This window comes from Siphonobacter aquaeclarae (genome assembly GCF_900103285.1).
In the GTDB taxonomy this organism is placed as follows: domain Bacteria; phylum Bacteroidota; class Bacteroidia; order Cytophagales; family Spirosomataceae; genus Siphonobacter; species Siphonobacter aquaeclarae.
Genome location: NZ_FNGS01000004.1, coordinates 595,470 through 621,005 on the forward strand (window position 1 = coordinate 595,470; position 25,536 = coordinate 621,005).

General features: G+C 55.4%; 26 protein-coding genes. 12 read left to right on the plus strand and 14 right to left on the minus strand.

Annotation, left to right across the window (positions count from 1 at the left end; all coding sequences use genetic code 11):
- Positions 1-40 precede the first annotated feature (40 nt).
- From BLR09_RS12825 to BLR09_RS12840, 4 genes are all read left to right on the plus strand, one after another.
- The gene (locus BLR09_RS12825) at positions 41-589 is read left to right on the plus strand and encodes a hypothetical protein (RefSeq protein ID WP_093202568.1); all 549 of its coding nucleotides are present in this window, start codon (positions 41-43) and stop codon (positions 587-589) included.
- A gap of 21 nt (positions 590-610) precedes the next feature.
- Positions 611-1,177 (plus strand): DUF4136 domain-containing protein, encoded by a 567-nt coding sequence (locus tag BLR09_RS12830; RefSeq protein WP_093202571.1) that lies wholly within the window; start codon positions 611-613, stop codon positions 1,175-1,177.
- A gap of 33 nt (positions 1,178-1,210) precedes the next feature.
- Positions 1,211-1,846, plus strand: a complete 636-nt coding sequence (locus BLR09_RS12835; RefSeq protein WP_093202573.1) for a hypothetical protein — start codon at positions 1,211-1,213, stop codon at positions 1,844-1,846.
- A 64-nt stretch (positions 1,847-1,910) separates the two neighbouring features.
- On the plus strand, positions 1,911-4,211 hold the full coding sequence (locus tag BLR09_RS12840; RefSeq protein WP_093202576.1) for a phosphatidylglycerol lysyltransferase domain-containing protein: 2,301 nt from the start codon (positions 1,911-1,913) through the stop codon (positions 4,209-4,211).
- On the opposite strand, the gene BLR09_RS12845 is transcribed toward BLR09_RS12840, so the two are convergent.
- Positions 4,212-4,652, minus strand: a complete 441-nt coding sequence (locus tag BLR09_RS12845) for a nuclear transport factor 2 family protein (RefSeq protein ID WP_093202579.1) — start codon at positions 4,650-4,652, stop codon at positions 4,212-4,214.
- 249 nt (positions 4,653-4,901) lie between these two features.
- Between BLR09_RS12845 and BLR09_RS12850 the strand changes: the two genes are divergently transcribed.
- Complete coding sequence (locus BLR09_RS12850) at positions 4,902-5,927, plus strand: amidohydrolase family protein (protein ID WP_093202581.1); 1,026 nt, start codon at positions 4,902-4,904, stop codon at positions 5,925-5,927.
- Positions 5,928-5,980: 53 nt separating this feature from the next.
- Here BLR09_RS12850 and BLR09_RS12855 read toward each other — a convergent pair whose 3' ends face one another.
- Positions 5,981-6,775 (minus strand): c-type cytochrome, encoded by a 795-nt coding sequence (locus BLR09_RS12855; protein WP_093202584.1) that lies wholly within the window; start codon positions 6,773-6,775, stop codon positions 5,981-5,983.
- A gap of 246 nt (positions 6,776-7,021) precedes the next feature.
- Here BLR09_RS12855 and BLR09_RS12860 point away from each other — a divergent pair, with 246 nt between their 5' ends.
- From BLR09_RS12860 to BLR09_RS12880, 5 genes are all read left to right on the plus strand, one after another.
- Positions 7,022-7,609 carry an RNA polymerase sigma factor gene (locus tag BLR09_RS12860; RefSeq protein ID WP_093202588.1) on the plus strand — a complete coding sequence of 196 codons (588 nt, stop codon included), beginning with the start codon at positions 7,022-7,024 and terminating at the stop codon, positions 7,607-7,609.
- Positions 7,581-9,020: an outer membrane beta-barrel protein gene (locus tag BLR09_RS12865; RefSeq protein WP_093202592.1), complete on the plus strand. Its 1,440-nt coding sequence runs from the start codon at positions 7,581-7,583 to the stop codon at positions 9,018-9,020. The genes BLR09_RS12860 and BLR09_RS12865 overlap by 29 nt, the downstream gene beginning before the upstream one ends.
- Before the next feature lie 175 nt (positions 9,021-9,195).
- Complete coding sequence (locus BLR09_RS12870) at positions 9,196-9,630, plus strand: QcrA and Rieske domain-containing protein (protein WP_218126651.1); 435 nt, start codon at positions 9,196-9,198, stop codon at positions 9,628-9,630.
- 71 nt (positions 9,631-9,701) lie between these two features.
- Positions 9,702-10,616 (plus strand): DUF5777 family beta-barrel protein, encoded by a 915-nt coding sequence (locus tag BLR09_RS12875; RefSeq protein WP_093202595.1) that lies wholly within the window; start codon positions 9,702-9,704, stop codon positions 10,614-10,616.
- Between the two features lie 7 nt (positions 10,617-10,623).
- On the plus strand, positions 10,624-11,160 hold the full coding sequence (locus BLR09_RS12880; RefSeq protein WP_093202934.1) for a YceI family protein: 537 nt from the start codon (positions 10,624-10,626) through the stop codon (positions 11,158-11,160).
- Positions 11,161-11,231: 71 nt separating this feature from the next.
- Here the strand turns inward: BLR09_RS12880 and BLR09_RS12885 are convergent, their stop codons facing one another.
- Positions 11,232-11,630, minus strand: a complete 399-nt coding sequence (locus BLR09_RS12885; RefSeq protein WP_245689924.1) for a hypothetical protein — start codon at positions 11,628-11,630, stop codon at positions 11,232-11,234.
- A complete protein-coding gene (locus tag BLR09_RS12890) occupies positions 11,627-12,817 on the minus strand; it encodes a sulfite oxidase (RefSeq protein ID WP_317039219.1) in 1,191 nt (396 codons plus the stop codon). Before BLR09_RS12890 ends, BLR09_RS12885 begins: the two co-directional genes overlap by 4 nt.
- Positions 12,818-13,003: 186 nt before the next feature.
- Here BLR09_RS12890 and BLR09_RS12895 point away from each other — a divergent pair, with 186 nt between their 5' ends.
- Entirely contained in the window at positions 13,004-13,474 is a 471-nt protein-coding gene (locus tag BLR09_RS12895) for a DinB family protein (protein ID WP_093202603.1), read from the plus strand.
- Positions 13,475-13,527: 53 nt separating this feature from the next.
- On the opposite strand, the gene BLR09_RS12900 is transcribed toward BLR09_RS12895, so the two are convergent.
- A complete protein-coding gene (locus tag BLR09_RS12900; RefSeq protein WP_093202606.1) occupies positions 13,528-13,923 on the minus strand; it encodes a DUF6194 family protein in 396 nt (131 codons plus the stop codon).
- Between the two features lie 115 nt (positions 13,924-14,038).
- On the opposite strand from BLR09_RS12900, the gene BLR09_RS12905 reads away from it, so the two are divergent.
- Complete coding sequence (locus BLR09_RS12905) at positions 14,039-14,347, plus strand: winged helix-turn-helix transcriptional regulator (RefSeq protein ID WP_093202609.1); 309 nt, start codon at positions 14,039-14,041, stop codon at positions 14,345-14,347.
- A gap of 177 nt (positions 14,348-14,524) precedes the next feature.
- On the opposite strand, the gene BLR09_RS12910 is transcribed toward BLR09_RS12905, so the two are convergent.
- The 9 genes from BLR09_RS12910 to BLR09_RS12950 form a co-directional block, all read right to left on the minus strand.
- Positions 14,525-15,901, minus strand: coding sequence for a HAMP domain-containing sensor histidine kinase (locus BLR09_RS12910; protein WP_093202611.1), 1,377 nt, complete (start codon positions 15,899-15,901; stop codon positions 14,525-14,527).
- Between the two features lie 56 nt (positions 15,902-15,957).
- The gene (locus tag BLR09_RS12915) at positions 15,958-16,638 is read right to left on the minus strand and encodes a response regulator (protein WP_093202937.1); all 681 of its coding nucleotides are present in this window, start codon (positions 16,636-16,638) and stop codon (positions 15,958-15,960) included.
- Between the two features lie 154 nt (positions 16,639-16,792).
- Positions 16,793-17,365 carry a DUF4136 domain-containing protein gene (locus BLR09_RS12920; protein ID WP_093202614.1) on the minus strand — a complete coding sequence of 191 codons (573 nt, stop codon included), beginning with the start codon at positions 17,363-17,365 and terminating at the stop codon, positions 16,793-16,795.
- An 81-nt stretch (positions 17,366-17,446) separates the two neighbouring features.
- Positions 17,447-17,986, minus strand: coding sequence for an RNA polymerase sigma factor (locus BLR09_RS12925; RefSeq protein ID WP_093202616.1), 540 nt, complete (start codon positions 17,984-17,986; stop codon positions 17,447-17,449).
- 138 nt (positions 17,987-18,124) lie between these two features.
- A complete protein-coding gene (locus BLR09_RS12930) occupies positions 18,125-19,411 on the minus strand; it encodes an amidohydrolase family protein (RefSeq protein WP_093202619.1) in 1,287 nt (428 codons plus the stop codon).
- Positions 19,412-19,435: 24 nt separating this feature from the next.
- On the minus strand, positions 19,436-22,507 hold the full coding sequence (locus tag BLR09_RS12935; RefSeq protein WP_093202623.1) for an amidohydrolase family protein: 3,072 nt from the start codon (positions 22,505-22,507) through the stop codon (positions 19,436-19,438).
- A gap of 196 nt (positions 22,508-22,703) precedes the next feature.
- A complete protein-coding gene (locus BLR09_RS12940; RefSeq protein ID WP_093202625.1) occupies positions 22,704-23,504 on the minus strand; it encodes a polysaccharide deacetylase family protein in 801 nt (266 codons plus the stop codon).
- The gene (locus BLR09_RS12945) at positions 23,501-24,277 is read right to left on the minus strand and encodes a glycosyltransferase family 2 protein (RefSeq protein ID WP_176785533.1); all 777 of its coding nucleotides are present in this window, start codon (positions 24,275-24,277) and stop codon (positions 23,501-23,503) included. The genes BLR09_RS12940 and BLR09_RS12945 overlap by 4 nt, the downstream gene beginning before the upstream one ends.
- Positions 24,261-25,445 carry a glycosyltransferase family 87 protein gene (locus BLR09_RS12950; RefSeq protein ID WP_093202631.1) on the minus strand — a complete coding sequence of 395 codons (1,185 nt, stop codon included), beginning with the start codon at positions 25,443-25,445 and terminating at the stop codon, positions 24,261-24,263. The genes BLR09_RS12945 and BLR09_RS12950 overlap by 17 nt, the downstream gene beginning before the upstream one ends.
- Positions 25,446-25,536: the final 91 nt, after the last annotated feature.

The window sequence follows — 25,536 nt, forward strand, 5'->3', positions numbered from 1 at the left end:
TCCGGCCGGCGCGTTTTCACCCATTCAAACCATTGTGATCATGAAAACGATTCTTGTGGCTGTCGGACTGGTTGCAGCAACCTCCGCCGGCGTTTTCGCCCAAACAGTAGAACAAACCCTCGTTGCCGAAGGCTCTTCCAAAAAATCCATCCCCGAAAGCGTTCTCAAAGCATACGAACATGATTTCCCGGATGGCAAAGCGATCAGCGACTGGAAGCTGCTGCCGAAACAGGTCCTCGATGAAAAATTTGCCATTACCCAGCTCGGCGACGATTCGATGAAAGGGGCTACCGATGTTTACTATACCATCGATCTCAACGGCAAAAACGTACATGGTCAGGCTGTTTACAACCAGGATGGCCGTCTGGTTAGCTTCTCTGAAAAGGCGTCTGACGTAGCGCTCCCGCGGGAAGTAGTCGACGCAGTCACGGCCAAATTTCCGGAAGCCCGCATCACCGGCGATCAGGAAAAGATTCACCTGAATGCCAAAGGACAAGAAGTACGTTACCTCGTTCATTTTGTTCAGAATAAGAAACACGGCTATGCCGTTGCCGATCAAACCGGCGCCATTCTGAAATCACGTCTTTAGGAAAGTCTTTCCCTTCAAGCCATGAAAACGCTGGTACTAGCCGCGCTGGTACTCGGGATGAGTAGCTGCGCATCTGTCAATGTCGAACAAAATCATTCAGTACCGTTCGATCAGTACCGCAAGTTTACCTGGGTAAAACCTGATATCCAGGCCAACAGCAACCCGCTCTATCACAGCCAGTTGGCGGATGCGAATATCCGTCAGGCCCTGTCTGCGGAGCTGAATAAAAAAGGTATTACGGAAGACGATAACCAGCCCGACCTCCTGCTGACCTATCACGAGTACTTTCAGCAGGAATCCCGGCAGGTAGCCAATCCGGCGCCGGCCTATCCGGTTCCGTATAGCGTCTGGTTCCGCGGACGGTGGATTCCGGTAGGATACAGCTATTACTACCACCCGTGGAATACCGGTTATCACACCGAACACTATACCGAAGGCACGCTGATCGTGGACGTTATCGATGCCCGTACCAACCAGCTGATCTGGCGCGGCTCCATCGCCAACCCGGTCAACGACCCGGCCCGGCTCGGCAAGCAGTTTGCGCGCGAAGCCCGGCAGATTCTCACCAAATATCCCGCACACGTATAATCACCCCGGCACCCGCCGGATAACCTGTCTACCATGAAAACCCAGGCCATACTGCTGATGGCGCTGCTCGCACTGAGCGCCTGTCAGTCCAAAAATGAAAAAGGCGAGACGGATACGAAGCTCGTCCCGGTGGAAGAAAAAGTAGCCGTCGACAACCCGTCGAACGTCTATTTCGACCAGGCGGCTGATTCCCTCAAAGTAGGAAAAAACGAAGCGGCAGCACGCCTGCTTTCCACCGGGGCAACCGCTCTCGCAGCCGAAGCGAAAAACCTTGCCGATCCGCAAAACGGGGACTTCGGCGAAGCCTACCGCCAGGTCACAAACCTGATTGCGAAGGCAAAAGACGGTAAGCTGACCGCCGATGAGCTCACGCGGACGACGGACGTCGCCGAGCTGCTCGTCAAACACCGCGTCATCGAACAGACCGAGGTATTGCCTGTCATTCAGGAAGATCCACTGAAGGTGACTTTGGATGATCTGGAAAAGAACGTCCGTCACCTGTCCGGCGACGAGCAAACGAAAGGTCTTCAGATGATTCAGGGTACCCGCGAAGCGCTCGAAGCACGGAAACATGCCGCGAAGGCCGATAGTGCCCAGGCCGAGCAACACCTCCGCCAGCGGCTGAGCGAGCTGAAAGAGTACGTAAAAAAGCACAGTACGCATTCCTGATTTCCCTGTTCTCACCCCAAAAAATATGTAAGTTTGGTGGCCCTCCGCCGCCAAACTTTTTTGTATGAAGTGGCTTTCTCCGAAAACCGGCAAGCTTGTCCTGACCCTGCTCATGCTGGGTGTAGCAGTCTGGTTTGTGCGCAGCGAAGGCCCCGACCTGGCGCGTGCCATTTACCTGTTGCCCGATACTTCGTTTCTGACCGGCCTCCTGGCGGCGTCGGTTACGGCGCTTTACCTGATACTGAGCAGCTATATGTATGTCGGGAGTTTCGCCGCAGCCGGCGGGAAGCTCTCGTTCGGGAAGGCTGCCAAACTCTGGATACGCCGGAATTTCGTCAGTGTATTTCTGCCGGCCGGAGGCGTTTCGGCGATGGCGTTTTACAACCGGCCTCTCCGCGACGCACTCACGCGGGAACAGATTTACATTGGTTCTTTTGTGTATGTACTGGCCGGATACGGCTCGCTGCTGCTGGTCGCGTTGCCGGTTCTGGCGTTCGGATTACCTCTGCCGGGGCTATCGGTAGGCGGTCCGGTGCTGGTTGTTGTGGCGCTGGTACTGCTGGTGACGCTCGGGATATGGTCCTACAGGAAAGCCGGATTGGTACGGCGGCTATTGGAAAAGTATACGCCTTCTCTCGTCCGCGACCTGGATGCGCTGAGCGGGCAATCGATCCGTTCCCGGTACATCTGGGCTACGCTGCTGGCATCGGTAGGTGTGGAGCTTTGCGGTATCGCACACGTCGCGCTGGCGATCCATGCGCTGGGCGGGGATACCGGCTTTTTCCTGGCATTGAATACCTACATCGCTGCTACGCTGCTCTATGCTTTCTCCCCTGCCCTGCGCGGGCTGGGCGCGGTGGAAGTCGCGATGACGTTTGTCCTCATCCGGTACGGCCACATGAAAGAAGCGCCCGCAGTAGCCGCTACGCTGTACTACCGGATTTTCGAGTTCTGGCTGCCGCTGGTAGTCGGGTTATTCAGTTTTTTCTGGCAGAAAGGAAATCTTTTCCTCCGGATGCTGCCGGTGTTTCTGACGCTGGTGATGGGAGTGGTGAACCTGGTTTCGGCCTTTACGCCCGCGCTGACGCACCGGCTGCGCCTGCTGCATGAGCTGCTTTCACCGGAATGGACGCAGTTGTCGAACGACGCCGTCATCGTCTTCGGTATCTTCCTGATACTCTTGTCGGTAGGCCTGCTTCGCGGCTACCGGCTGGCGTGGCTCTGTACGGCGACGCTGGTATTTCTATCGATTCTGACGCACCTGACCAAGGCGATTGATTACGAAGAGGCCCTTTTTGGCGGCGGGGTATTGATCATCCTGCTCTTCACGCAATCACAATACCGGATCAGCAGTCCTCCGGCGCGGCGACTCGTACAGCTTTCCGGAAACAGCACCCTGAAAGAAACGACGGCGGAAGACCGCCTCCGGGCGCAGCAGCTGACAACGCAGTTCGGTCGCTCGCCGCTCGACTACTTCAAGTATTACCCGGATAAGCAGGTATTGTTTTTTGGAGACGCGTACTTCAGCTACCGGATTTCCGGGACGTCGGTTATCGTGCTCGAAACGCCCGTTTGCCCGCCGAGAGCATCACTTCCTGCTCTGCTCCGCCAGTTTGAAGACGAATGCCGGAAGCGCGGGTTTCAGGTCCTGTATTACCGGGTAGATCAGGACGATCTGCCGGCGTTCAAGCCCCGGCATTATCTCCACATCGGACAGGAAGCACTGGTGGACCTGACGACATTTACCCTCGAAGGCAAAGACCGGAAAGCGCTTCGCAATGCCCTGAACCGCATCGAAGGCTCGGGCTACACGGCGCATACGTATCCGGCCCCGCAACGGGACGCACTTCTGCAACAACTGAAGGCCGTATCGATCGAATGGCTGACGGCGGAGAACCTGGCAGAAACCGCTTTTTCACAAGGTGTTTTTGTTCCGGACGCCCTGAAGCAGCAAACGATCATCACGATTGAAAACCGGGAGGGTAAGGTAGTGGCCTTCGCCAACCTGATTCCCGACTATGCGCCGGGAGAAGGAACATACGACCTGATCCGGAAGACGAGCGATGCGCCCAACGGCGTTGTGGATGTACTCCTGGTAGCCATCATCCGGCATTTGCAAAGCGAAGGCCTGCATACCCTGAACATGGGGCTGGCGCCGCTGTCGGGCATTTCGGATGCGCATAGTCTGGCGGAGCAGGTCATGAAAGTCGCATATGAACGCGCTTTTTCCCACTTCAAGGGCTTGCGCGCCTTCAAGGAAAAGTATGCGACGGAATGGCGCGACAAGTACCTCATTTACGAGGAAGACCTGGATCTGCTCCAGGCGGCGACGGCCATCCGGAAGGTATCGAAGTGGCGGGATTGATTATTTCCGCCGGGTATCGCTGATCTGGATGATCTTCCAGCCGTCGGCCGTTTTATAAAGCTGAAATGCATCTACTCCCTTGTGGCTGAGTTTATCGTTGACGTAAAACTCGTACGGCGTCCAGGCGGTAGCGAGGCGGTCGTCCACGCGGATTTCGTAGCCCGTTAACCGTTCTTCGATTTTGGTTGTAGCCGGAATAGAGCCAATGGACTTGATGAAGGAATCCACGGCATCGGTTCGGAGGACAGCCTCACCCTGTTTGTTCGTCCCGGCCGATTGCAGGCGCGCGCTGGCGTGAAACGTACTCCGGATGATCGTGGTGTCGTGTTTGGCCATGCCTTCAAAAAGGCGGTCTACTACGGCGCGGACGGCTTTTTCGTCGTCGGATTGGGCGTAGGTGGAGAGGGGGAGAAGGAGGAGGGGGAGGATCTGAAGGCGCATGGTTTTAAAAAAAGGGATCGTCGAAGGTATTGGGCAGTTACAGGATCATAAGATAGCACACTTTCACCATCATTTCAGCATGTGCCCAGTCTTCTTTCTCGTGAGATACGGATATATTGCCCTCTTTTCCAGCTCTACACCGGTAAATAACTCGCACCTTCTTCCAGACGACAGTTGTTGGGTATTATTAAAAAAGCCTGCGTAACTTACTTATCAATTAGCAAGTATATCCAACAAAATGCCACAGGTATGAAGCATTTTCTTCTTCCCGGGATTTTCGTGTTAGCGGCGGGAATTTCTGCCTGGTCGCAGCCGGCCTCAAAGCGGCCGCCTATTATCGATATGCACCTGCATGCTCTCCCCTATACAGGTCAGGGGCCTTATCCGGTGACAATCGGGGCGCCGTATCGGGACTGGTCCGCCCTCGACCCCAAACAGGGAGGCGGGATGGGCTATATGAAGCAGTTGCTTGGGTCGTCGTCGATGTGTGCAACCTGTCTGACATCCGCTCCGTCGGACGATGTGCTTCGGAATCAGACCATCAGCCTTCTCGACAAATACAATATCATTGGCGTTACGAGCGGTCCGATGGAATATGTCCGTCGCTGGCAGCAGCAGGCGCCGGACCGGATCATTCCGGGCGTGTTGTTTACCATCGGCGACCCGGCGCTGACGCCGGATTCCATGCGGCATTTTTTTCAAACGGGCGCTGTCAAAGTATTCGGAGAAATCTCCACGCAATACCAGGGCATTGCGCTTTCCGATTCGGTGATGGAGCCATACCTGAAGCTGGCGGAGGAGTTCGACATTCCGCTGAGTGTTCACATCGGTACCGGCCCTCCCGGAGTTGCCTATTTCGGAACGCCGAAGTACCGGGCAAGACTTCACAGTGCCTTTACCGCGGAAGAAGCGATGATTAAACACCCAACTCTGCGCGTCGCAATTGCCCATGCGGGCTGGCCGTTGCTGGACGATTTGCTGGCTACACTGTATACCCACCCGCAGGCATACGTAGACCTGGGCGTCATTTGTTACGTTTTGCCTAGAAAGGAGTTTCATTCGTACCTGAAGCGCATCATGGAATCCGGTTTTGGAAAGCGGGTGATGTTTGGTTCGGATCAGATGGTATGGCCTGCGGCCATCGAAGTCGGCATTAAAGCCATTGAAGAAGCTCCCTTTCTGACGGAAGCGGAAAAGAGGGATATTTTCTACAACAATGCGGCGAGATTTCTGCGTCTTGATCCCACTGTGACGCAGAAGTATCAGAAGAGATGATCAAACGTTAAAGCCGGCGAAAGAATAGCAATCTGGGGTATACACGCTATCTCTCACCTCCTCCCCCTCATATACCTCAAATACCCCACAATCTCCTCTATCTCTTCCTTTTCCAGCGCCAGCTGCGGCATTTTGACGCGGTCGCGGAAGGAGGCGGGGTTGGCGATGAAGGCTTTGAGCTCGTCTTCCTTCCAGTAATCGGTGACGCTGCGGGGGCGGTTGAGCTCGGGGCCGAGCGTGCCGCCGAGGCCGTTGACCGAGTGGCAGGTCTGGCAATGCAGCTTGAAGAGGGCGTACCCTTTGGCGGCGGTGGAATCGGGCAACAGCGCCTCCCGCCGCTCGGCGTTTTTCACCAGGCGGATACGGACGAGGTTATACGGCCATTTGTAGGCCGGGTCATCACCCGAAACATTGGTATAAAAGAGGTAAAACGGGGCAATCTTCTTGGTTTCGGCGCCTTTCTGCAGGGTGGTCCATTCCTGCCCGGCCGGGGCGTCGAGGTCGCGCACGCCCAGCCACGCCTTGCTTTTCAATAACAGCGGCAGGGGCATGGTCGGATGGTAGCCGTCTTCGCACTCAAAAACGACTTCGAGCTCGTCCGGTTTGGTGGAGGCATACAGCGGGATCCGCTCCAGGACGTCTTCCACGGGTACAGCCTCAAACCGCTTGCGCATGTGGAAAACGGGGTCTTTGCGGACGGTTACCTTCTCCGTCTTCGGCAAGCCGGCCGCTTTCCAGGCCTCCAGGTCTACGGATACCGAGTCACCGACGACGCGGTTCTCGCCCGTACCGGCAGAGTGGCAGGCAACGACGACGAGGGACAACAACAGAAGCAGAACCCGGAACATGGGAAACGTTTTCGGTTTTGGGTTTTCGGTTGGAGGGAGGAAGCCGCCGCTCGTTCAATCGCTATCCTGCTGGAAATTCTGACCTTTTCGGTAGCGGCAGTTCCCGGGATTCCTTCGTAAATTACTGACAGTTAGGACATTTAAGATCAACTACCCTGTCTGATACTCAAAAATGCAGGTTTATTTTGACAGAGAGGCAACCTTTTCCCGGGATTTCCCGAGTATGCAATTGAAAACACCCTGAATGTGATTAAGACAACTTCCGCCGAGCTACTGCCCTTGTTGGAGGGCTGCGCCCGCAGCGACCGGAAGAGCCAGGAGAATTTATACCGGCTTTTCTATTCGTTTGCGATGGGAGTTTGTCTGCGATACTGCCGGAACCGGGAGGAGGCACTTGAGGCGCTGAACGACGGCTTTCTGAAGGTGTTTAACAACATTTCTCACTTTCAACCTGAAAAACATGAACCGGTACCCTCGTTTGTCGGGTACCTCAAGAAGATACTGATACACACGGCAATAGACCAGTACCGGAGTACGATCCGTACCAGTCAGACCGTGGAACTGGAAGAACACCTTGTGCCTGCACAAGACCACACCGAAAGTCCGCTCGACGGACTGGCTTATGAAGACCTGATCGGACTGATCCGGCAGCTGAGTCCCGCTTACCGGGCGGTATTCAACCTGTATGCGATCGACGGGTATTCCCACGAGGAAATTGCCCGGCAACTGGATATTTCCGTCGGAACGTCCAAGTCCAATCTGGCAAAAGCCCGTCTGAATCTGCGGGAACTGTTAAAACGTAGTCATGAAGAAAGATACTCCAAATACGCCTGACGAACAGCTCGACAGCCTGTTCCGACAAGCTGCTGCGGGGTACGAGCCGGCCTTCGACCCCGAAGCCTGGAAAGCTATGGAGCGCAAGCTCGACGGCCCCTCGGACCAACCCGGAAGTATTTGGAAAAACCGGTTGCTGGAAGGCCTTGTGGTAGTAGGGTTGTTGGGCGGTCTGGCCTGGCTGGGTGCGGGTTCGTTGTCTGATGCCGGGAAGAAGCAAGGCGATCTTGCCGCAACCCGAGCGGCTGTTGAAGCAGGAGTAAGTATACCGGCTGGCCGCAAGGGCGTGCCTGAAAGCAGGCAGACCCGACATACTGACACCGACAAAGCATCCCGGGCGGATGTATCCGGAAAAGAAATAGCCGGCAGGGAAGTATCTGCGCCCGGAAAAGAGACGGCCCGCAGGGAGCCTGAAGCATCCGGAAAAGAGAAAACCATCCGGGAAACCGCTGTACCGGAAACGGCCGGTATACCGGCGAAACCAATCCATGCAGCCGGGGAGCGTACCCAGGCGAAAAAGCAGACAATCCGGGCGCTCCGGCAGAAAAAAGAACCGGCCGTCTCCAATGATACTCAACTGGTTTCACGTTCCTATTCCACAAAAGAAGAAAAACCGGGCAGCACATCCGGGGCGCGGAGGCCGGCAGAAAAGGCAGCGGTACCTACTGTTGTACCGGTTATTTCGGCAGACACAAACCAACGGATTCAACAGGCCGTATATCTGCTGAAAACGAAACCCTGGCAGCCTCTTCCGGTTACACTTCGGTTGTCCGACCCCAGTGTGGAATCTGCTCCTGAAATCAGCAAACCAATACCACCGTCACCCGAACGCTGGGCGTTGCAGCTCATGCTTTCGCCGGACTTTACCCATGTTCAGGGCCGGGCCGCCTCTACGGGGCTGAATACCGGCCTGCAGGTTGATTACCGATTTGCTCCGCGCTGGCGTGCCTCTGCCGGAGTCATCTATTCACTGAAAAACTATGGAGCCAGCAGCTACGATTACCGACCGTATGACGGCTACTGGCAACTGTATCACCGCCCGGACAACATCGATGCGACGTGCAAAATGCTGGATATACCCATAGCCGTCACCTTCGATGCCTGGAAGGTCAGAAAGAATACCTTCTTCGTAAGCGTAGGAAGTACGTCCTATGTCCTGCTGAAAGAAGATTACCGGTACGAGTACAAAACCTACGATTACACGATCGAGAAGTACAACGGAGGCAACAGCTGGCTGTCAACGGCCAACCTGTCCCTCGGCCTGGAGCGGCCTATTGGCCCCCGGCTGACCTTGCGGGCGGAACCCTTTGTCAAGCTGCCGCTGGGTACCCTCGGATTCGGTAACGTGAAACTGCGGACGGAAGGCGTCTTTTTCTCCCTCCGCTACCGCTTGAAAAGTGCAGGACGATAACCCGTAAACCGAACTTTTAAACAGGCACCTGCAACGTCCTTCCGCTTTCGGAAGTATAGGTGCGTAACCAGGCAATTCTTTCTTTTCTGGTCTTTCTTCCCGACAAACGCCGTCGCCGGAGCAGGATTCCCTTTGCCCAAACTTTTCACAACTGACAACTAAACCCAAAACGAGTATGAACACGATGGATCGCAAGCAGTTCATGGCCCTGGTCGGTACCAGCATCGGAGCAATCGTCCTGCAGCAATGTCTCTCCGGCTGCAAGAACGAAAAAGACTCCGTTACGCCGACTACGCCGGGATCGGGCACCAAGGTCGACTTTTCTCTCAACCTGACCACGACGACACAGCTGGCGACAAACGGCGGCTACCTCTACAGCAACGGCATCATCGTTGCCCGTACCAAAAGCGGCAGCTACATCGCGGTTTCCCAGACGTGTACCCATGAGGGAACGAGCGTGCAGTACCGCCTCGCAACCGACGACATCTATTGCCCCAACCACGGGTCGACATTCACTACCAGCGGGACGGTTACGAACGGACCGGCCGTCACCGCCCTGAAACAGTATAAAACGGAACTCAGCGGTAACACGCTTCGGGTGTTTGAATAGTACGGGCGTTGGAGTGGGTTCTGCCTGCTCCAACCCTTTTTCCGATCTCCCTTTCTCAGCACCCAGCTCCCATGAAACAGACCCTCATTTTCCTCCTGGCCGGAGGCTTTTTCGCTACTCCGGCCCTGGCGCAGGACGACCTGCTTAATAACCTCGATCCGGCCAAACCGAAGACCACCACAACGGCGACATTCAAAGGCACGCGCCTGATCAACGGGCATACCGTCGAGACGGTACGCGGCAAGACGCTCGACTTCCTGATTTCCCACCGGTTCGGACGGCTCAATTCGGGTGTGGATAACTTTTACGGAATGGATGAGGCGACGATCCGGCTGGGCCTCGAATACGGGATCAACGACCGGCTGACGGTCGGGATCGGCCGGAGTTCGGTACAGAAGACGGTCGACCTCTACCTCAAATACCGGTTGCTGCGGCAGGCCGGCCAGGGATCTCCGGTGAGTATCACCCTCTTCGGTTCGGACGCCATCGTCACAGAGCCGACCCGTCAAAACGCTGCCGCTGTGCTGTACTACAACAACGGCGAACGCCAGAACTGGACTGGCCAGGTACTCATCGCCCGGAAGTTCAGCGAGAAATTCTCCCTTCAGGTGACGCCCGGAATCGTGGTACTCGGCAAGCCGGAAGCGGCGCCCAAGACGGTTGCTTCTGTGGGTATCGGGGGAAGGTATAAAGTGAGCAAGCGGGTATCGGTCAACGCCGAATACTTTGCGCGGTTCCTGAGCGAGGCCGACCGGTTTACCGCTCCCGGCGGCGCCAAAACCTACAATGTATTTGCAGTAGGAGTGGATATCGAAACCGGCGGACACGTTTTCCAGCTTCACTTCACCAACTCCCAGGGCATGATCGAGAAGCAGTTCCTCACGCAGGCTACGGGAGACTTTTTCAAGGGTGATATCAACTACGGATTCAACATTTCCCGGACTTTCAGTTTCGACCGGAAAACCAAAAAAGCTGCCGCCTGGTAGCATGCATATGAAAACGGTACTGCTTATGCTGGGCCTGGCACTGACGTTCCAGGCGCGGGCTCAGCTATTCCTTACGCAAACGGGCGAGACCCGTTTCTTCTCCAAAGCTCCGCTGGAAGATATCTCCGCCATCAACAAGAAAACCGGCGCGGTACTCAATACCCAGAACGGCGATGTCGTGGTACGTGTCCCTATCACCGAGTTTCAGTTTCCCAACAAACTGATGCAGGAGCACTTCAACGAAAACTACCTGGAATCAGACAAGTTTCCGTATGCAATGTTCCGGGGAAAGCTTCAGGACGTGCCGGATCTGAGCAAACCGGGGTCGTATGACGTCTCGGCCAAAGGCAGTTTCGACCTTCACGGCGTAAAACTCGACCGGGTACTGAAAGGAAAGCTGGTGGTAGATGGAGAGAAGATTACCCTGACTTCAGAGTTTCAGGTAGCCCTGGTTGATCATAAAATTGATATTCCGAAGATTGTCTTCCAGAAGATAGCGGAGACGGTGGATGTGCGGAATACGTTTGTTCTGGTGAAAAAATAATTTCTGTGTAGTCTGTGTTTTCTGTGAGAAATAAAAAATGTTGCTCACAGAAAACACAGACTACACAGAAATTATTTTCGGGTTAGTTTATACCATTCTACCTTTTCCAATGGCCGGCGGCGCCCGTCAAACGGCTGCTTCACCGGGCCATAGTATTTCACGAGGTAATCCAGGACGGTCGGTTCAGAAGGTCCCAGATCCCACAGTTTGTGGTTTTTCTGCATCCACCGGATTTTCCCGAGCCAGCCTTCCCGCGTGAACTTGTTCTGCAGGATCAGCTTGCTCGAATGGCAGGCCGTACAATGTGCCTTGATCAGCGGAAGGTTGGCATCTACGGCCAACCCCGTCTCCGGATCCGTCTTCACCGAATCGGCGATTATCACCGGTCTCCCCTCTGCTCCATGCCCTCTGCCCCCTGCGGCGAGGGATAGCCCCCCTACCGCCAGCAACGCTGCCATGACATACTTCATACAATTTTCACAGCGATACGGTGGCACGAATTGTTGATGTATCCTTCCGGATTCCATTGCGGCATGACCATCGGCTGGCTGACGCCGCCGGTGTCCGTCGCACGGGCCCATACTTCATAATAGCCTTTTTGCGGGAAGCGGATTTCAGCCGTCCAGTGCTGCCAGGCGAGCCGGTTTTTCGGCGCCTGTAAGGTTGCTTTTTGCCAGGTAGCGCCGAAGTCGATCGACACGTGTAACTCCTTCACTTCCAGGTCTCCCGCCCAGGCATGCCCGCGCAGGGCGAGGGTACGCCCGTTGTCGATCATGGCGCCGGACTTCGGATACGTAATCACCGACTTCACCGGCATGGATTCGATAATCCGGAACTGATCTTCCGGGGGATCTACGCCCGGCTCCACCGGTTCTTTCGGTACTTTATAGCTCTTTCCGGTCATTTTGGGACCGTCGTGTACCTTGTTCCGGATGGCGATGGTATGCAGCCATTTTCCGGAAACGGAGGCAGGCCATCCGCCGACGACCAGGCGCAGCGGATACCCGTGTACGACGGGAATATCCTGCCCGTTCATCGCCCAGGCAACGAGCGTTTCGTCTTCAAGCGCTTTCTTAATGGGTACTCCGCGGGAGATGACCACCTTCCCCGGCTCCCGGCTGGGGTGAATATCCTGGCCATAGTAACCGATGTAGACCGCATCGTCTTTGATACCGGCGTCTTCGAGCAGGTCGCGGAGGCGTACCCCTGTCCATTCGGCGCAGCTGATTCCGCCCTGCGTCCACTGGTTACCGGAAGTAGCGGGATAGTAGCCGGCGCGGCCATTCCCGCCGCATTCGAGGGTCAGCTGGTAGGTATGGACCTTGAATTTGGTTTTGAGATCGGCCAGGGTATAGGTCTTAACCGTTTTGGCGGATTCGCCTTTGATTGTCAGGGTCCATTTTTTGACATCGATGCTTTCGGGGACGATGCCGTTGTTACGGATGAACATTTTGTCAGCCGGAGTAATGGCATCGTCGAGGAGGTGCGCCGGCGTTTCGACGTTCCAGGGGCGGTCGTTCAATACGACCATATCCGGATGCTTGCCTTTCAGCGCATCGCGGTCGTTATCAAGCAGGCCCACCGGTATGTAGCCGTCGGGCATGTGGCGGGCAAAAACGATTTCAGTCCCCAGCGACGCCGCGAGTGCGCTGAGCATAGACTTTCTGATAAACTGTCTGCGGTTCTCCATTCCTGTTTCCTGAGGTGACGCCGGGCGGGCCGGTCTTCCGTTGGGCGGTTCAAAACAGGGTAAAAGTTATGACAGATTCAAGTTTCCCTTTCACCGAACGCATAAAAATCGCCAACTTTCGGACAGTTTACCCTTATCACAAACGAAGCAGCCATGAGAGTAGAAGTTGATCGGATCTCGACCCTGTTGACAGCCGAGTACGGCGGCGAAGCCTGGCACGGCCCGAGTACGCACGAAATCCTGGAAGAAATCACGCCGGAAGCGGCGGTTTTCCGTCCGTCTCCCCGCGTTCATAACATTGCCGAGCTGGTCGTTCACCTGACCAACTGGCGCATTTTCGTGCTTGAAAAACTGACGGGCTCCGAGTCATTTGATATTATCCTGAACTCGGAAGCCGACTGGTCGGTCATCGACGAACTCACCCCCGAACGCTGGGCCGAAATCCAGGAAAACCTGAAGGATACGCAGGATGAACTCCTCGAAACCCTGACGCGGGTGCATACAGCCCGCCTGAGCGAGCCGGTTCCCGGTCGCCGCTATAACTATTACACCCTGCTGCACGGCCTGATGCACCACGACATCTACCACAGCGGACAGATTGCGCTTCTGAAGAAAATGCAGTAGGGCATTGGGCAAAGGGCATGGGGTTAGAAGCCCTATACCCTCTGCCCCCCGCCCTACCACCCCGGTTTCCGTACCGACTTCTCCCACGCCGAGGTCAGAAACTGCCGGAGCGGCTCATACGCTGCGGGGTTAATGATACTGATCCAGAATAACTTGTGATACATCGGGTGCGGGAAAAGGGTATGCTGGGCCGTGAAATCGTAGGTTGCTTCTTCTTCCGGAAATAACTCCCGGAAAACTTCCCTTCCGACGCCCATATTGAGGCGGAAAAACCCTTCCCGGTTCAGGTTCGACAGGTTGTCGTAGTCGTTATCTCCGGTCACAATCGTAGCAAACGGAAATTTGTCTTCCCCCTTGATGAAAAAGAAACGGTCGCCATTGGCGATGATCTGCACATGGCTTCCGGAAAAATCGGCCAGGATGTGTTGAGTAAGAGCGTCTATTGTCATAACCGGCTGTGTTTGCTGGGATTGCGAAGCTCTTCGTCCGGATTTACTTTTACAAGAGGGCACAAAAACGTCACCAGGTAACACGCAGTAAAGTCTTGCAGATAATCAGCGGGTCATGGAAGTAAAAAAAATAGAAAATAAATGTCCGTTTACGGAGGCGATGGAGTTGCTCTCGGGAAAATGGACATTGTCCATCGTCAATACCCTCATGACGGGCACAATGCGCTTTAATGAGCTTGAGCGGGCTGTCACCGGTATCAATACCCGTATGCTGGCGCGGGAACTGAAGGCGCTGGAAGCCAACGGAGTCGTTTACAGAACAGCCTATGCCACCGTTCCTCCGACAGTCGAATATGCACTGACAGAAAAAGGCAGGTCTTTGGGGCCGGTTATTCAGGTGATACAGGGTTGGGCTGTGACCTGATTATTTTCTTCTTCATCGTCTGACGCGGCGGGGGGTAGGCACAGCCTACCAATTAAAAAGTGCGTAGCGGATGCTACGCACGGCGGGCAGGCGGGTGTGCTATTGCAACGAAGCGGCGAGCCAGGATACGCACCCGCCCAACCGTAAACTGAAAACTAGAAACCGCAAACTGAATACTCAACTCCCCTCTCCCGCCAGCGGCAGCCGCATAATTACCGTCGTCCCCTGACCTACTTCCGACTGAAACTCAATACTGCCGCCATGAAGCGTCAGGATTTTCTGTACCACGGCCAGCCCGATGCCGAAGCCCGTTACATGCGATACTTCGTTGCTGCGGAAGAACGGTTCCAGCAAATGCGGGAGATCCTGCTGGGCAATACCCTGCCCCTGATCTCGGATGGTGAGCGAAAGGCTGTGTTCCGTTTCCTGGCTGAGGACAATCTCCACCGGTCCGTCGGAGTACTTGCAGGCGTTGTCGACCACGTTCAGGATACACGTCGTCAGCAGGGTACTATTCCCCTGAATCTCAAAGAAATGATCGGAGTTTTCGGGTAGTATGCCGAATTCGTACCGGATCTGCCGGCCCGGGTACTTGTTGTACAGATGTGAGAGCGCATTGGTGATGCAGTCATCCACCGAAATCAACTCCAGCCCGACAAGCCCCTCGCCCGTTCTGGCCAGAGATAACAAGCTGTTGGTGAGTGATATAAGCTGACGGATCTCGTCCATCGCCGAACGGATGGATTGCTTCAGTTCGCCGGTATCCTGATCGTAGTCGTGGGAAATCTGAAGGGTACCCAGCAGGTTGGTCAGCGGCGTACGCAATTCGTGTGACGCATGGGAGACGAAGCTGCGCTGGGCTTCGAACGACTTTTCCAGGCGGTTGAGCATCTGGTTGAACGTCATCGCCAGACGGGCTATTTCGTCCCGGCGGTTTCCTTCGTCCAGGCGTCGGTCCAGGTGCTGCGCCGAAATGGTATCCACCTCGTCCATCGCCTTCGAGATAGGCTTCAGCACCCTGCTGGCGAAGAAATAGCCCACGACTACCAGCAATATCATACTTCCGAGATTTCCCCAGAGCAGCAATTGCTTGAGCATAATCAGACGGGTAAACCCGACCTGGTCATAGCCCATCGCGACGACATGGAAGACTTTGCTGGAATCAGCGTGGAGGATACCTACCGCCTCGTTTTCCCCGACCTGAAAATACAGGGGATGTTTTCCGGTCAGCTTGGGCAAATGCGCCTTGACAGCGGGAGAAGCATCGCCGCGCCGGTTGGTATACACGAGTACGCCCTTTTCGTCAAAGATCATGATGTGCTCGTCGACGATCGTGAGCATATCGCTCCGCATCAGCTGATTGAAGAAGTCGTCAAACTGGTGGCGGCGGTTGATGAGCAGGCCCGCGGCGGTTTCGGCCTTTTCGGTAAGGCGCGTCCGGAAAATAACCTGACGGTAGAGGGAAAACGTCGAGTACAGGAAAGTCGACAGCAATCCCAGTACTCCCATCGTCAGAAGGGTAAAGAGAAGAATCAGTTTGTTCCGGATGAGCATGGGCAGAAAAATTGCAGCACAAAGACTCAAATATACGCCCCGTTCGGATGCCGGCGCTATCCTTCGTCACGCAGTACGTATCCCATGCCGATAACCGTATGGATCAGCTTTTTGGGAAAGTCCTTGTCGACCTTCTTCCGGAGAAAATTGATATATACTTCGATGGTGTTGGTACCGGTGTCAAAGTGAAGGTCCCACACCTTTTCGGCGATGTCCACGCGGGATACGACGCGGCCTCTGTTGCGCATCAGGTATTCCAGCAGGCTGAATTCCTTGGCGGTGAGGTCTATCCGGCGACCGCCCCGGCGGGCTACCTTTTCCTCGAGATCGAGCTCCAGGTCGGCTACCTGCAATACCTGCTGGCTCATGGGAGCCGCCTGACTCCGGCGGTACAGCGACCGCAGCCGGGCCAGTAATTCCCTGAATTCAAAGGGCTTGACGAGGTAGTCATCCGCGCCGGAGTCCAGGCCCGTCACCTTGTCTTCGAGCTCGCCCAGGGCAGTCAGCATGAGGACAGGCGTGTTGACGCCCTCCGCCCGGAGCCGTTTCACCAGGTCGAATCCGTTGATATGCGGCAGGTTGACGTCGAGTACAATCACATCGAACGCTTCACTCAATGCCATCTTCTGACCCATCAGGCCATCAAAAGCGACGACAGCTTCAAAAGCCTCGGCCTCCAGCCCCCGCTTGACAAAGGCAGCCAGTTTGGGTTCGTCTTCGACAATTAAAACCTTCATGGGGGTAGTCGGAACGTTTTCTTCCCGGAAAGTAGCAATATTTTGATAGAGCAACATCTCTTCACTGGGTAATTGTGTTGACGGAATCCCGGACAGGCAAAGCCCGGAAGACTCCGGGCTATGCACTCTCCTATCGGCCATGAAAAACCGGTTGCTATGCTTCTGCCACCGGATATCGTTTCATCATTTTGTGTACTCCTCTGGCGATCAGCCGGTCAAGGCCTCTTGCACCGCTCAGCGGGCTCTGGGCCACGCCGCGCCAGACAAGGTGTCCGGTATGGGTATCGACAAAGTCTATGACCATCGTCCCCTCCGTCATCGTCTGGTTGTAGTAAGACGGCCCGCCGTAATACATAAACGGCGCATACCGCATCCCCCATCCCCAGCCGTAGTACGGATAGCCTCCATAGGGGCCGTTGTATACCCGCTGGTTTTTCCGTTCGGTATAGGTATGGACTACGACCTGCAGATCCGGGTTGTCGGACTGGGTCAGCCCCCGGCGGGACAGCTCATACCCGACGTTATCGCGGATACTCCGCGTAATGAGGTCACTTTGATAGACCGGATTCGGCCCGGTCTTCACATCGGTATCGCCCCAGTTAAAGGTATGATACTGATTGAAATCCGCACTTTTATCACGGTCGGTCGTGACTTGTGCGAAGCTGGTCAGGACTGTCGCTCCCAGCAGTCCGAAGGCCATTCCCAATATTTTGACGACAGTTTTCATCGCTTTCACCTCCTGTTTGATCTGCTACGAAAAGGTAGCTCCCTCGGATAAAAACCGCTTAAAACCCGGATTAGCGTTCGCTTAAAAATCGTTCCGGCGGCTCAGAATGAACTTTTCCACTTTCTGAACGGCCAGGTGGTAGTTGGCTTTCAGGGCGCCGACGGAAGTACCGGTCCGGTTCGCGATTTCCTCGTAGGGAAGCTCGCTGAAATACCGCAGCCGGAATACCATCCGCTGTTTTTCGGGCAGGGTATCGATGGCCTGACCGAGCCACAGACTGACGTCCTCCCCGTTCCATGTCGTATCCACGTCGGCAAAAGCCCCGCGGGTTTCCATCATCTCCCCGTCGGCCGGCACCAGCAGGTGGTGCTTCTGGCGGCGAAGGAAATTCAGCGCTTCGTGCGTGGCAATGCGGTACATCCAGCTGAAAAGCTGGGAATCGCCGCGAAACTGGGGCAGCCCCTGCCAGATCTTCAGCAGGGTATCCTGGGTCACATCCCGGGCATCTTCCGGATCACGGACATACCGCCGGATGTGGTAATGAAGCTTGCGTTCATACACCTTCACGAGCGAGTTGAAGGTGCCGAACCGGTTTTCAGGCTGGAAGACGACCGCTTTCATAAGGATTGACGTTTTCGTTGATCCAAAAGTGAAAGCAATGGGTTAACCCGGTTTTAAAGCCAAATTAAATGGGTATTAAAAGCCGGAGGCCGGCTCCCTGACGGGGCCGGCCTCCGGTGTAATCTTTTCAGGCGCTTTTTACCTGCCGTATTTCTCGGAGAATGTCCGGTAAAGCTTCTTCTGCTTGTCGTCCAGGTTCACGGATTTTCCCTGGATATAGGCCTTCTCAACCTTCGCAGTACGCATGTCGAGCAGATCCCCGGCTGACACCACAATCGTGGCATGCTTGCCTTTTTCAAGCGTTCCGACGTAGGAATCGATCCCCAGAATGCGGGCATTGTTCAGCGTCACGAGCTGGAGCGCCTGTTCCGGCGTCAGGCCATGCCCGCCGACGGTTCCGGCCAGGAACGGCAGGTTCCGCGTGCGCCAGTGCAGGCCGATGTAGCCCAGGCCAACGAGTACGCCCTTCTTCTGAAGCAGATAAGGCAACTTGTACGGAAGATCCGTATCGTCATCGGTGCGGTTCGGCAGGCGGTGCGTGGTATTGACAATCACCGGTACCTGGTTTTCCTTGAGAAAATCCGCCGCCAGCAGGGATTCTTCGCCGCCGATGATGACTATTTTCTTCACACCCTTGCCTTTGGCAAACTTCACGGCTTCGATGATTTCCTTGCCGTAGTCAGCCGAAACGTAGAGATTTTTCGAACCGTCAAACAGCCCTTTCATCGCTTCCAGCTTCATGTTGACCGTCGCGGGCGTCGACTGCGCATAGGCGATCGCATCGTTGAAAAGCTGGTCCAGTTCGTGGAGTTGTTCGTCTTTCTTGTCGTTTTTAACAGTGGAAACGCCGGTGCCGTCAAACGAGCGGCGGAAATAGCCGATCCAGTTGAGGTGTACCCCGTCGTCTTTTTTCAGGACGGCGTCTTCCCAGTTCCAGCCGTCCAGCTGCATCACCGACGACATACCCGATACCACGCCGCCCACCGGCGTCGCCTGGGTAATCAGGACGCCGTTGCCGCGGACGGTCGGAATAACTTCCGAATCCGTGTTATACGCGATCAGCGCACGGACGTTGGGCGTGTAGTCGCCCACTTCCTGCTGGTCGTTTGTCGCCCGTACCGAAGCGATTTCCACCAGGCCCAGCTGGTTTGCCGGTGAAATAAGCCCGGGATATACGTGTTTGCCAACTACCGAAACAGTCTCGGTTCCCGCCGGAAACGACGTGGTAGCCGCGCCGACATAGGTAATTTTTCCCTTGTCGAAAATAAGGGTCCCGTTCTCGATCACCTGACCGGTCCCGGTGTGAATAGTCCCTCCTGTCAGCGCGATCGGCGCTTTCTGGGGCGCGGCGGCGGCGTCATTCTGCGCCTTCGCTGCCGGCGCCAGGACGGACAGGGAGATGATTGCTGCAAATAAGCGTTTCATATCGCTGAATTTCGTTGATGATGACTAATAACCGCAGGAGCCGTCGCACGTGAACTGACCGCCGAAATACCGGACCTGTCCTTCTTCTTCCGACAGACCACCCAGGGTATTGCAGTGGAAGTGGCGCGGGCGCTGGAATTGCGGGCGCTGGGTCGGCGTGCCGCCTGCCTTCGCCGTGAGCAGTTTCTGAATCAGCCGGTTACGCTCGGAAGCGATGGACTGGCGCAGTTCCTTGTCTTTTTCGAGGTCGAAATACACCGTTCCTTCGATGATGGTTTTCTCCGGTTTGGCGTAGACCGACAGCGGATTGGCGTTCCACAGCACTACGTCGGCATCCTTGCCGGCTTTGATGCTGCCGAGACGGCCGTCGAGGTGCATCATCTTCGCCGGGTTCAGCGTCACCATTTTCCAGGCGTCTTCTTCCGATACGCCGCCGTAGAGGACGGTTTTCGCAGCTTCCTGGTTCAGGCGACGGGCCATTTCGGCGTCATCTGAGTTAATGGAGGTATTCACCCCTACCTTCGACATCATTGCCGCATTGTACGGAATAGCGTCTTTTACTTCCATCTTGTAGGCCCACCAGTCCGAAAACGTCGAACCGTTCGCGCCATGCGCCTTCATCTTATCGGCCACTTTGTACCCTTCCAGAATGTGCGTGAAGGTATTGATGGTGAAACCGAGCGAATCAGCCACCTTCATCAGCATGTTGATTTCAGACTGTACGTAGGAGTGGCAGGTGATAAACCGCTTTTTGTTGAGGATTTCCACCAGCGCTTCCAGCTCGAGGTCCTTCCGCGGAGCCGCCAGTCCGGCTTTGTTTGAAGCCGCGTTGTATTCCTTCCAGGTCTTTTCATAGGCCTTCGCACGCAGGAATGCATCCATCATGACCTGCTCCACACCCATCCGGGTCTGCGGGAACCGCACGCGGGCCGCGTCGCCCCAGTTCGCCTGCTTCACGTTTTCACCAAGGGCGAATTTGATGAACTGGGCTTCCGGAATCAGCATGTTATCCGGCGTTTCTCCCCATTTGAACTTCACCACGGCCGATTGCCCGCCGATACAGTTGGCAGAGCCGTGCAACAGCTGCGAGGTTGTGACGCCACCGGCCAGTTGCCGGTAGATATTGACGTCCTCCGAGTTCACGACGTCGCCCATGCGTACTTCCGAGGTGACAGACTGTGTGCCTTCGTTGACGGAATACAACGCGATATGCGAGTGCTCGTCGAAAATACCGTTGGTCAGGTGCTTGCCTGTTCCGTCGATGCTCTTCGCGCCGGAGGGAGCAGAAAGTCCTTTCCCGACTTTCGCGATTTTCCCATTCTGAAGAAGTACGTCGGTATTGGTCAGGATACCTTCTTTTTCGTTTGTCCAGACCGTCGCGTTTTTAATCAGGATTGTCTCCTGCTTCGGCTTCTCTTCCGTACCATAGCCGGTGAAGGGGAAGATGATCTTGCCGATAGCCAGGGGAGCCTTGCGGGCCGAGTCGGGACGGGCGGCGCGGGCGCCTTCCTTGTAAGACGCGAGGAAGGTCAGTTCCTTTCCGGCAGCGTCGTATCCGTCACCTTTGATGTTTTTGCCGTCGATGTACGCAGCAATGCGGTTTTCGCCTTTCGTTTTCTTCGGATCGAGGTTGAACGAGAGGGTCAGCAGGTCTCCCTGGCGGCTTACTTTCGGCGTCACTTTCACCGAATCACTGACAACAATCTGGTACTCAGGCTTATCGGATTTACCGGTGATATTCAGCTTGAGTCCCTGGCGACCCCCTACAGCGAGGTCATAGCTGCCCCGGAGATCCGTCTGGTTCATGTCTGTCAGGACGTAGCGAACGCCCTTCACCCAGTTTTCATACCAGGTCCCCGATTCCGAGAACAGGTTGTCAGACGTAATAAGGAAGTTCGCGAGCAGGCCAGGCTTCAGGGTACCCACCAGGTCTTCGATTTTCATCTGCCGGGCCGGTACGCTGGTCAGAGCGGCGAGGGCGGCGGATTCTTCCAGGCCCGCTGCGATAGCTTTGCGGACGTTGGCGAGAAACTCCGATTTATTCCGGAGCGTCGCCGTCGTCAGGCTGAAAGGAATACCTTCTTTCGCAAGCAGCGCGGCGTTTGACGGCGCCATTTCCCAGTGTTTCATTTCCGTCAGGGAAACGATACCGGCGTCGAACGGATCTTCTACGTCGGGCGCTACCGGGAAGTTAACCGGCAGGATGAAGGACAGGCCCGTCGCCTTGATTTCCGGCAGGCGCTGGTACTCGTCCCCGCTACCGCGCAGGATGTACGTAACGCCGAATTCCTTGCCCATTTTGGCGGTACGCAGCGCGCCGAGCTTGTCGGTTACCTCTACTACCTGCGGGAGGGACTGGTTCTGGTTAAAAGCCTCAAGCGAGAGGTTGGTTTCGGTTTTGCCCTTCACCGATTTGTACCACTGGGCATCGTAGTAGGTCTGGCGCAGCAGCGCGACGGAGCCCATCAGCGAATTGGGATAATCCTGCGTTGACGAGCCCTTCGAGTAGGAATAATGCGCAGAAACGGGGCCTTTGATCAGGGCTTCCTGGTCTTTCGCATCGAGCAGGGCCACCAGTGCCGACGTTCCGCGGACAATACCATCCTGCGAGTGGGTAACAGCGGATCCGAATCCCAGCTTGCGCAGTTCGGCGGCTTCCTGGGGGTTACCCGTGAATACCTCTGCCGCGCGTACTTCCGGCAATACGGCCTGATTCCAGCCGAAGGCTCCTTTTTTCTTGGAATCCATTTGCGGAGTTCCGCGGAAGCCGCGCGCTTCCCGCTTTACTTCCGGCATGCCATAGGCAGCATACGATTCGACGAAGGACGGATAAATCCGCTTGCCTTTGAGGTCGATCACCCGCGTACCGGCCGGAATTTTGACGGTTTTGCCGACCGCTTCGATGACGCCGCCGCGGATCAGAAGCGTGGCTCCTTCCAGCGAGGTAGTCGCATCGGTAAAGATGGTGGCGTTGGTGAAAGCGACCCGGTCGGGCCGCTCGTCCTGAACCCCGTTAACGGGGAAAGTAGGAGTCTGCGCTATTCCCCTGCCAATGATGAGCGAGAAAAATAGCCAAAGTAGAACGCTTTTCTTCATAGACGAAGATGAAGTGAGGATGAAACGAGGAAATCAACAACTTCAAAGATAGAAAGGCCGGTGCATCCGGACACACGATGCATGCCCGGGCAACGACCATCTTCCCGAAAGTAGCGACGACCGCGGCTCTCCCAAAAAGAATCCGCGGACTTTCCCTCAAAAAACAAAAGAAAATACCGGTAAAGTAGCAATCGCCTTAACGGGACAGGTCCGCGATCTGCGGCATTTCCCGGCGGCAATAGTCCCGGCTGGTGGTGAAGGTAACGCCCCGCTTCTGCAGGTAGCGGATGAGGAAATCGAGACGGGCCAGGAGGCGCTCGCCGTCTACCCGTTTGACGTAAGACGGAAGCTGGTAAGCAGCCAGGGACGCAAACTCCCAGGGGTGAAAATAGAGAATGAGAAAGTCCCGCTTCCGGAGCGTCCGGTAGCAAAGCCAGGCAAAAAGCCGGACGGGCAGGTTTTTGAACGACAGCCAGAACAAGGGAAAACGCAACAACGGCGTCGTCGAACTCGGCAGCTCAATCAGCCCTTCCCGAATGTGCGGCTGCGGGTTTTCATGGAGCAGGTTATACCGCCCGGGCAGCCAGGTCGGATTGAGGGAGGCATCGTATTCAAAACCCCAGGCGGCCAGCTTGCTCAGGTCGAACGGCTTGAGCCGGGGCATGCGAAAACCGACTACCTCCTGGCCTGTCAGCGCTTCGAGGATTTCTTTGGATTCCCGGACGTCTTCTATCTGAAAATCATGAAAAGGAGAATGATACAGCGCATGAGACGCAATCTCATGGCGGGCGGCTACCCGGGCCATCAGCGGGCGGTTTTCACGCGCGTAGTGCCCGGTCGTAAAGAACGTAGCCGGAATGCCGTACCGGTCGAGCAGGTTCAGCAGCGCGTCGGTTCCGCGCGCACTGACCTCCATCTGATCCTGTACGGAAACTTTCTGTCCGTATTCTTCCGGAATATCAAATTCTTCCAGATCAAACGAGAGTACGGCTTTCATATAACAGTAGCCGCCGGCAGAGACGACAGTTCTTCTTCCAACACGGTATCTTCGAGGATGTCTTCACCGGCAAAATACGGCTCCTCCTGGCGGGAACCAAGCAAGATCCGGGTCAGGCTGACTACTTCCCGCCAGAGTACCTTACTGCTGAAATCGCTGAAGGTAATCGACGGCTGGGCAGCTACTTCTACGGAGTGGATTTCGGCCTTGCGGCGAACCAGCTTCCGGATGAGTTCGATTTCGAAGACGAAACTATTGGTCCGCGTTTCCATGATATCTGTCAGGGAATCGCGGCGCAGTCCTTTGATACCGGCCTGTGTGTCGCGGATACGTGGCGACAGGATCAGCAGGTTGAGCATTTTCAGGCAGAACGAGATGATCCGCCGTTTGACGGGCAGTTGCCGGAAGTACTGTTTGTTGCGGGCGCCGTACACAAACTGGCACCGGGGATTGCTTTCAAACACCTGCACCATCTGGACAACAGGCTCGATTCCGAACGGAAAATCGATGTCGGTGTAGACGATGAAATCCCCGTGCGACCGGGCCGCGCCTTTCCGGATGGATGCGCCCTTGCCCTGGTTGAGCCGGTGATCCAGAAAGGTTACCTGCGGGTGAGACAACAGGCGTTCTATTTCCAGCCGGCTGATGCGGGTGGAACCGTCATTCGAAATAATAAACTCCAGCTCGTACGCCGGTAGAGCATCGTTCAGCTCTTCAATCCGTTTCAGTATGATACCGCTCCATCCTTCCGCCGGATTATAGCACGGGACCACTATACTGACTCTTGATCGCTCTGACTTTGTGTTGTTGCAAGCCACGGATAATCAATTGAAATTGTAGGACAAACCAAATGAGGGATACAGGAATAACCTTGATCAGATAGGGTCGGAAAAAGTGCTGTCTCCAGCTTACAGGGTATACATCGGTGGGCGCGAGAATGGAAAAGAAAAATACACAAATAATCAGAATAGTCGACCAGGGACTCAGGATCTCCTTTGTCAGCAGATACCAGATGGCGGCTCCCTGAACGGCAATTATATACGTTGGCGATTCAGATGCATGGTTAAATAAAATGACCCACAGAAACAGATAACCCAGAAGGAGGAAACGGCCTTCGACCGTCGTCTGACCGTTTTTCCAGTACAACAGCCACGTAAACAGCAGGAAGACCACGCCCGCCGCCTGAACCGGCAGCACCGACGTGTACGACGGGAAAGCTACCTTGAGCAGACCCATCACGGAGAATCCGAAATTGACTTTGTGGTCGTCGACCAGGCAATTGCCCCAGTCCTGGTATACTTCCATCAGGCGACTCCAGCCCACAAAGGGGACCGGCAGCAGCGACAGAATCACCATCCAGAAAACAGAACTCAGGATATACCGCCACAGCTGTGGATAAAACAGCGCCATTCCCGCAAAAACAATCCCATATCCCTTGATACAGAAAGCCAGAACGGGAAAAAGAGCCGCCCATCCCGGCCTATTGCGCTCCAGAAACACGAACGTCAGCAGGCCCAGCGCCGCGATCAGCGGGTTGGTCTGCTGATTATGCAGAGACGTATTGAGTTCGATAAACACAAACCACCAGAAAAAGACCTTCTGGTTTGCCTGAATCGGCAATTCGCGAATGGCGTAAAACACCGCCAGCGAACAAACCGTCAGCCACAGGATAATACCCATCCACACCGGCATAACCGCAAACGGGCTGAAGAGCACGCTGAACGTCGGGTGGTACAGAAAAAGATCGTAATACTCGCTCGGGTAAGGAACATACAGGTTCGTTCCTTCCAGCAAATGGTGGAACGACTCCCGGAAGATGATGAAGTTGTTGTACTCCCTCGGGCCCTGCACGTAGTGCTGGATCCCGATAATGAGACTGAGCAGGACATACATGCCCAGCACGACACATTCTTTCGAAAAGAATGCCTTACTTTTTTTCATGTTTGGGGTGAGACTCTACCGGTATGCCACAACGACATACTCAACGATCGCAATGCAAATATTAGCGGATTTATAGCATATAATGTTAATT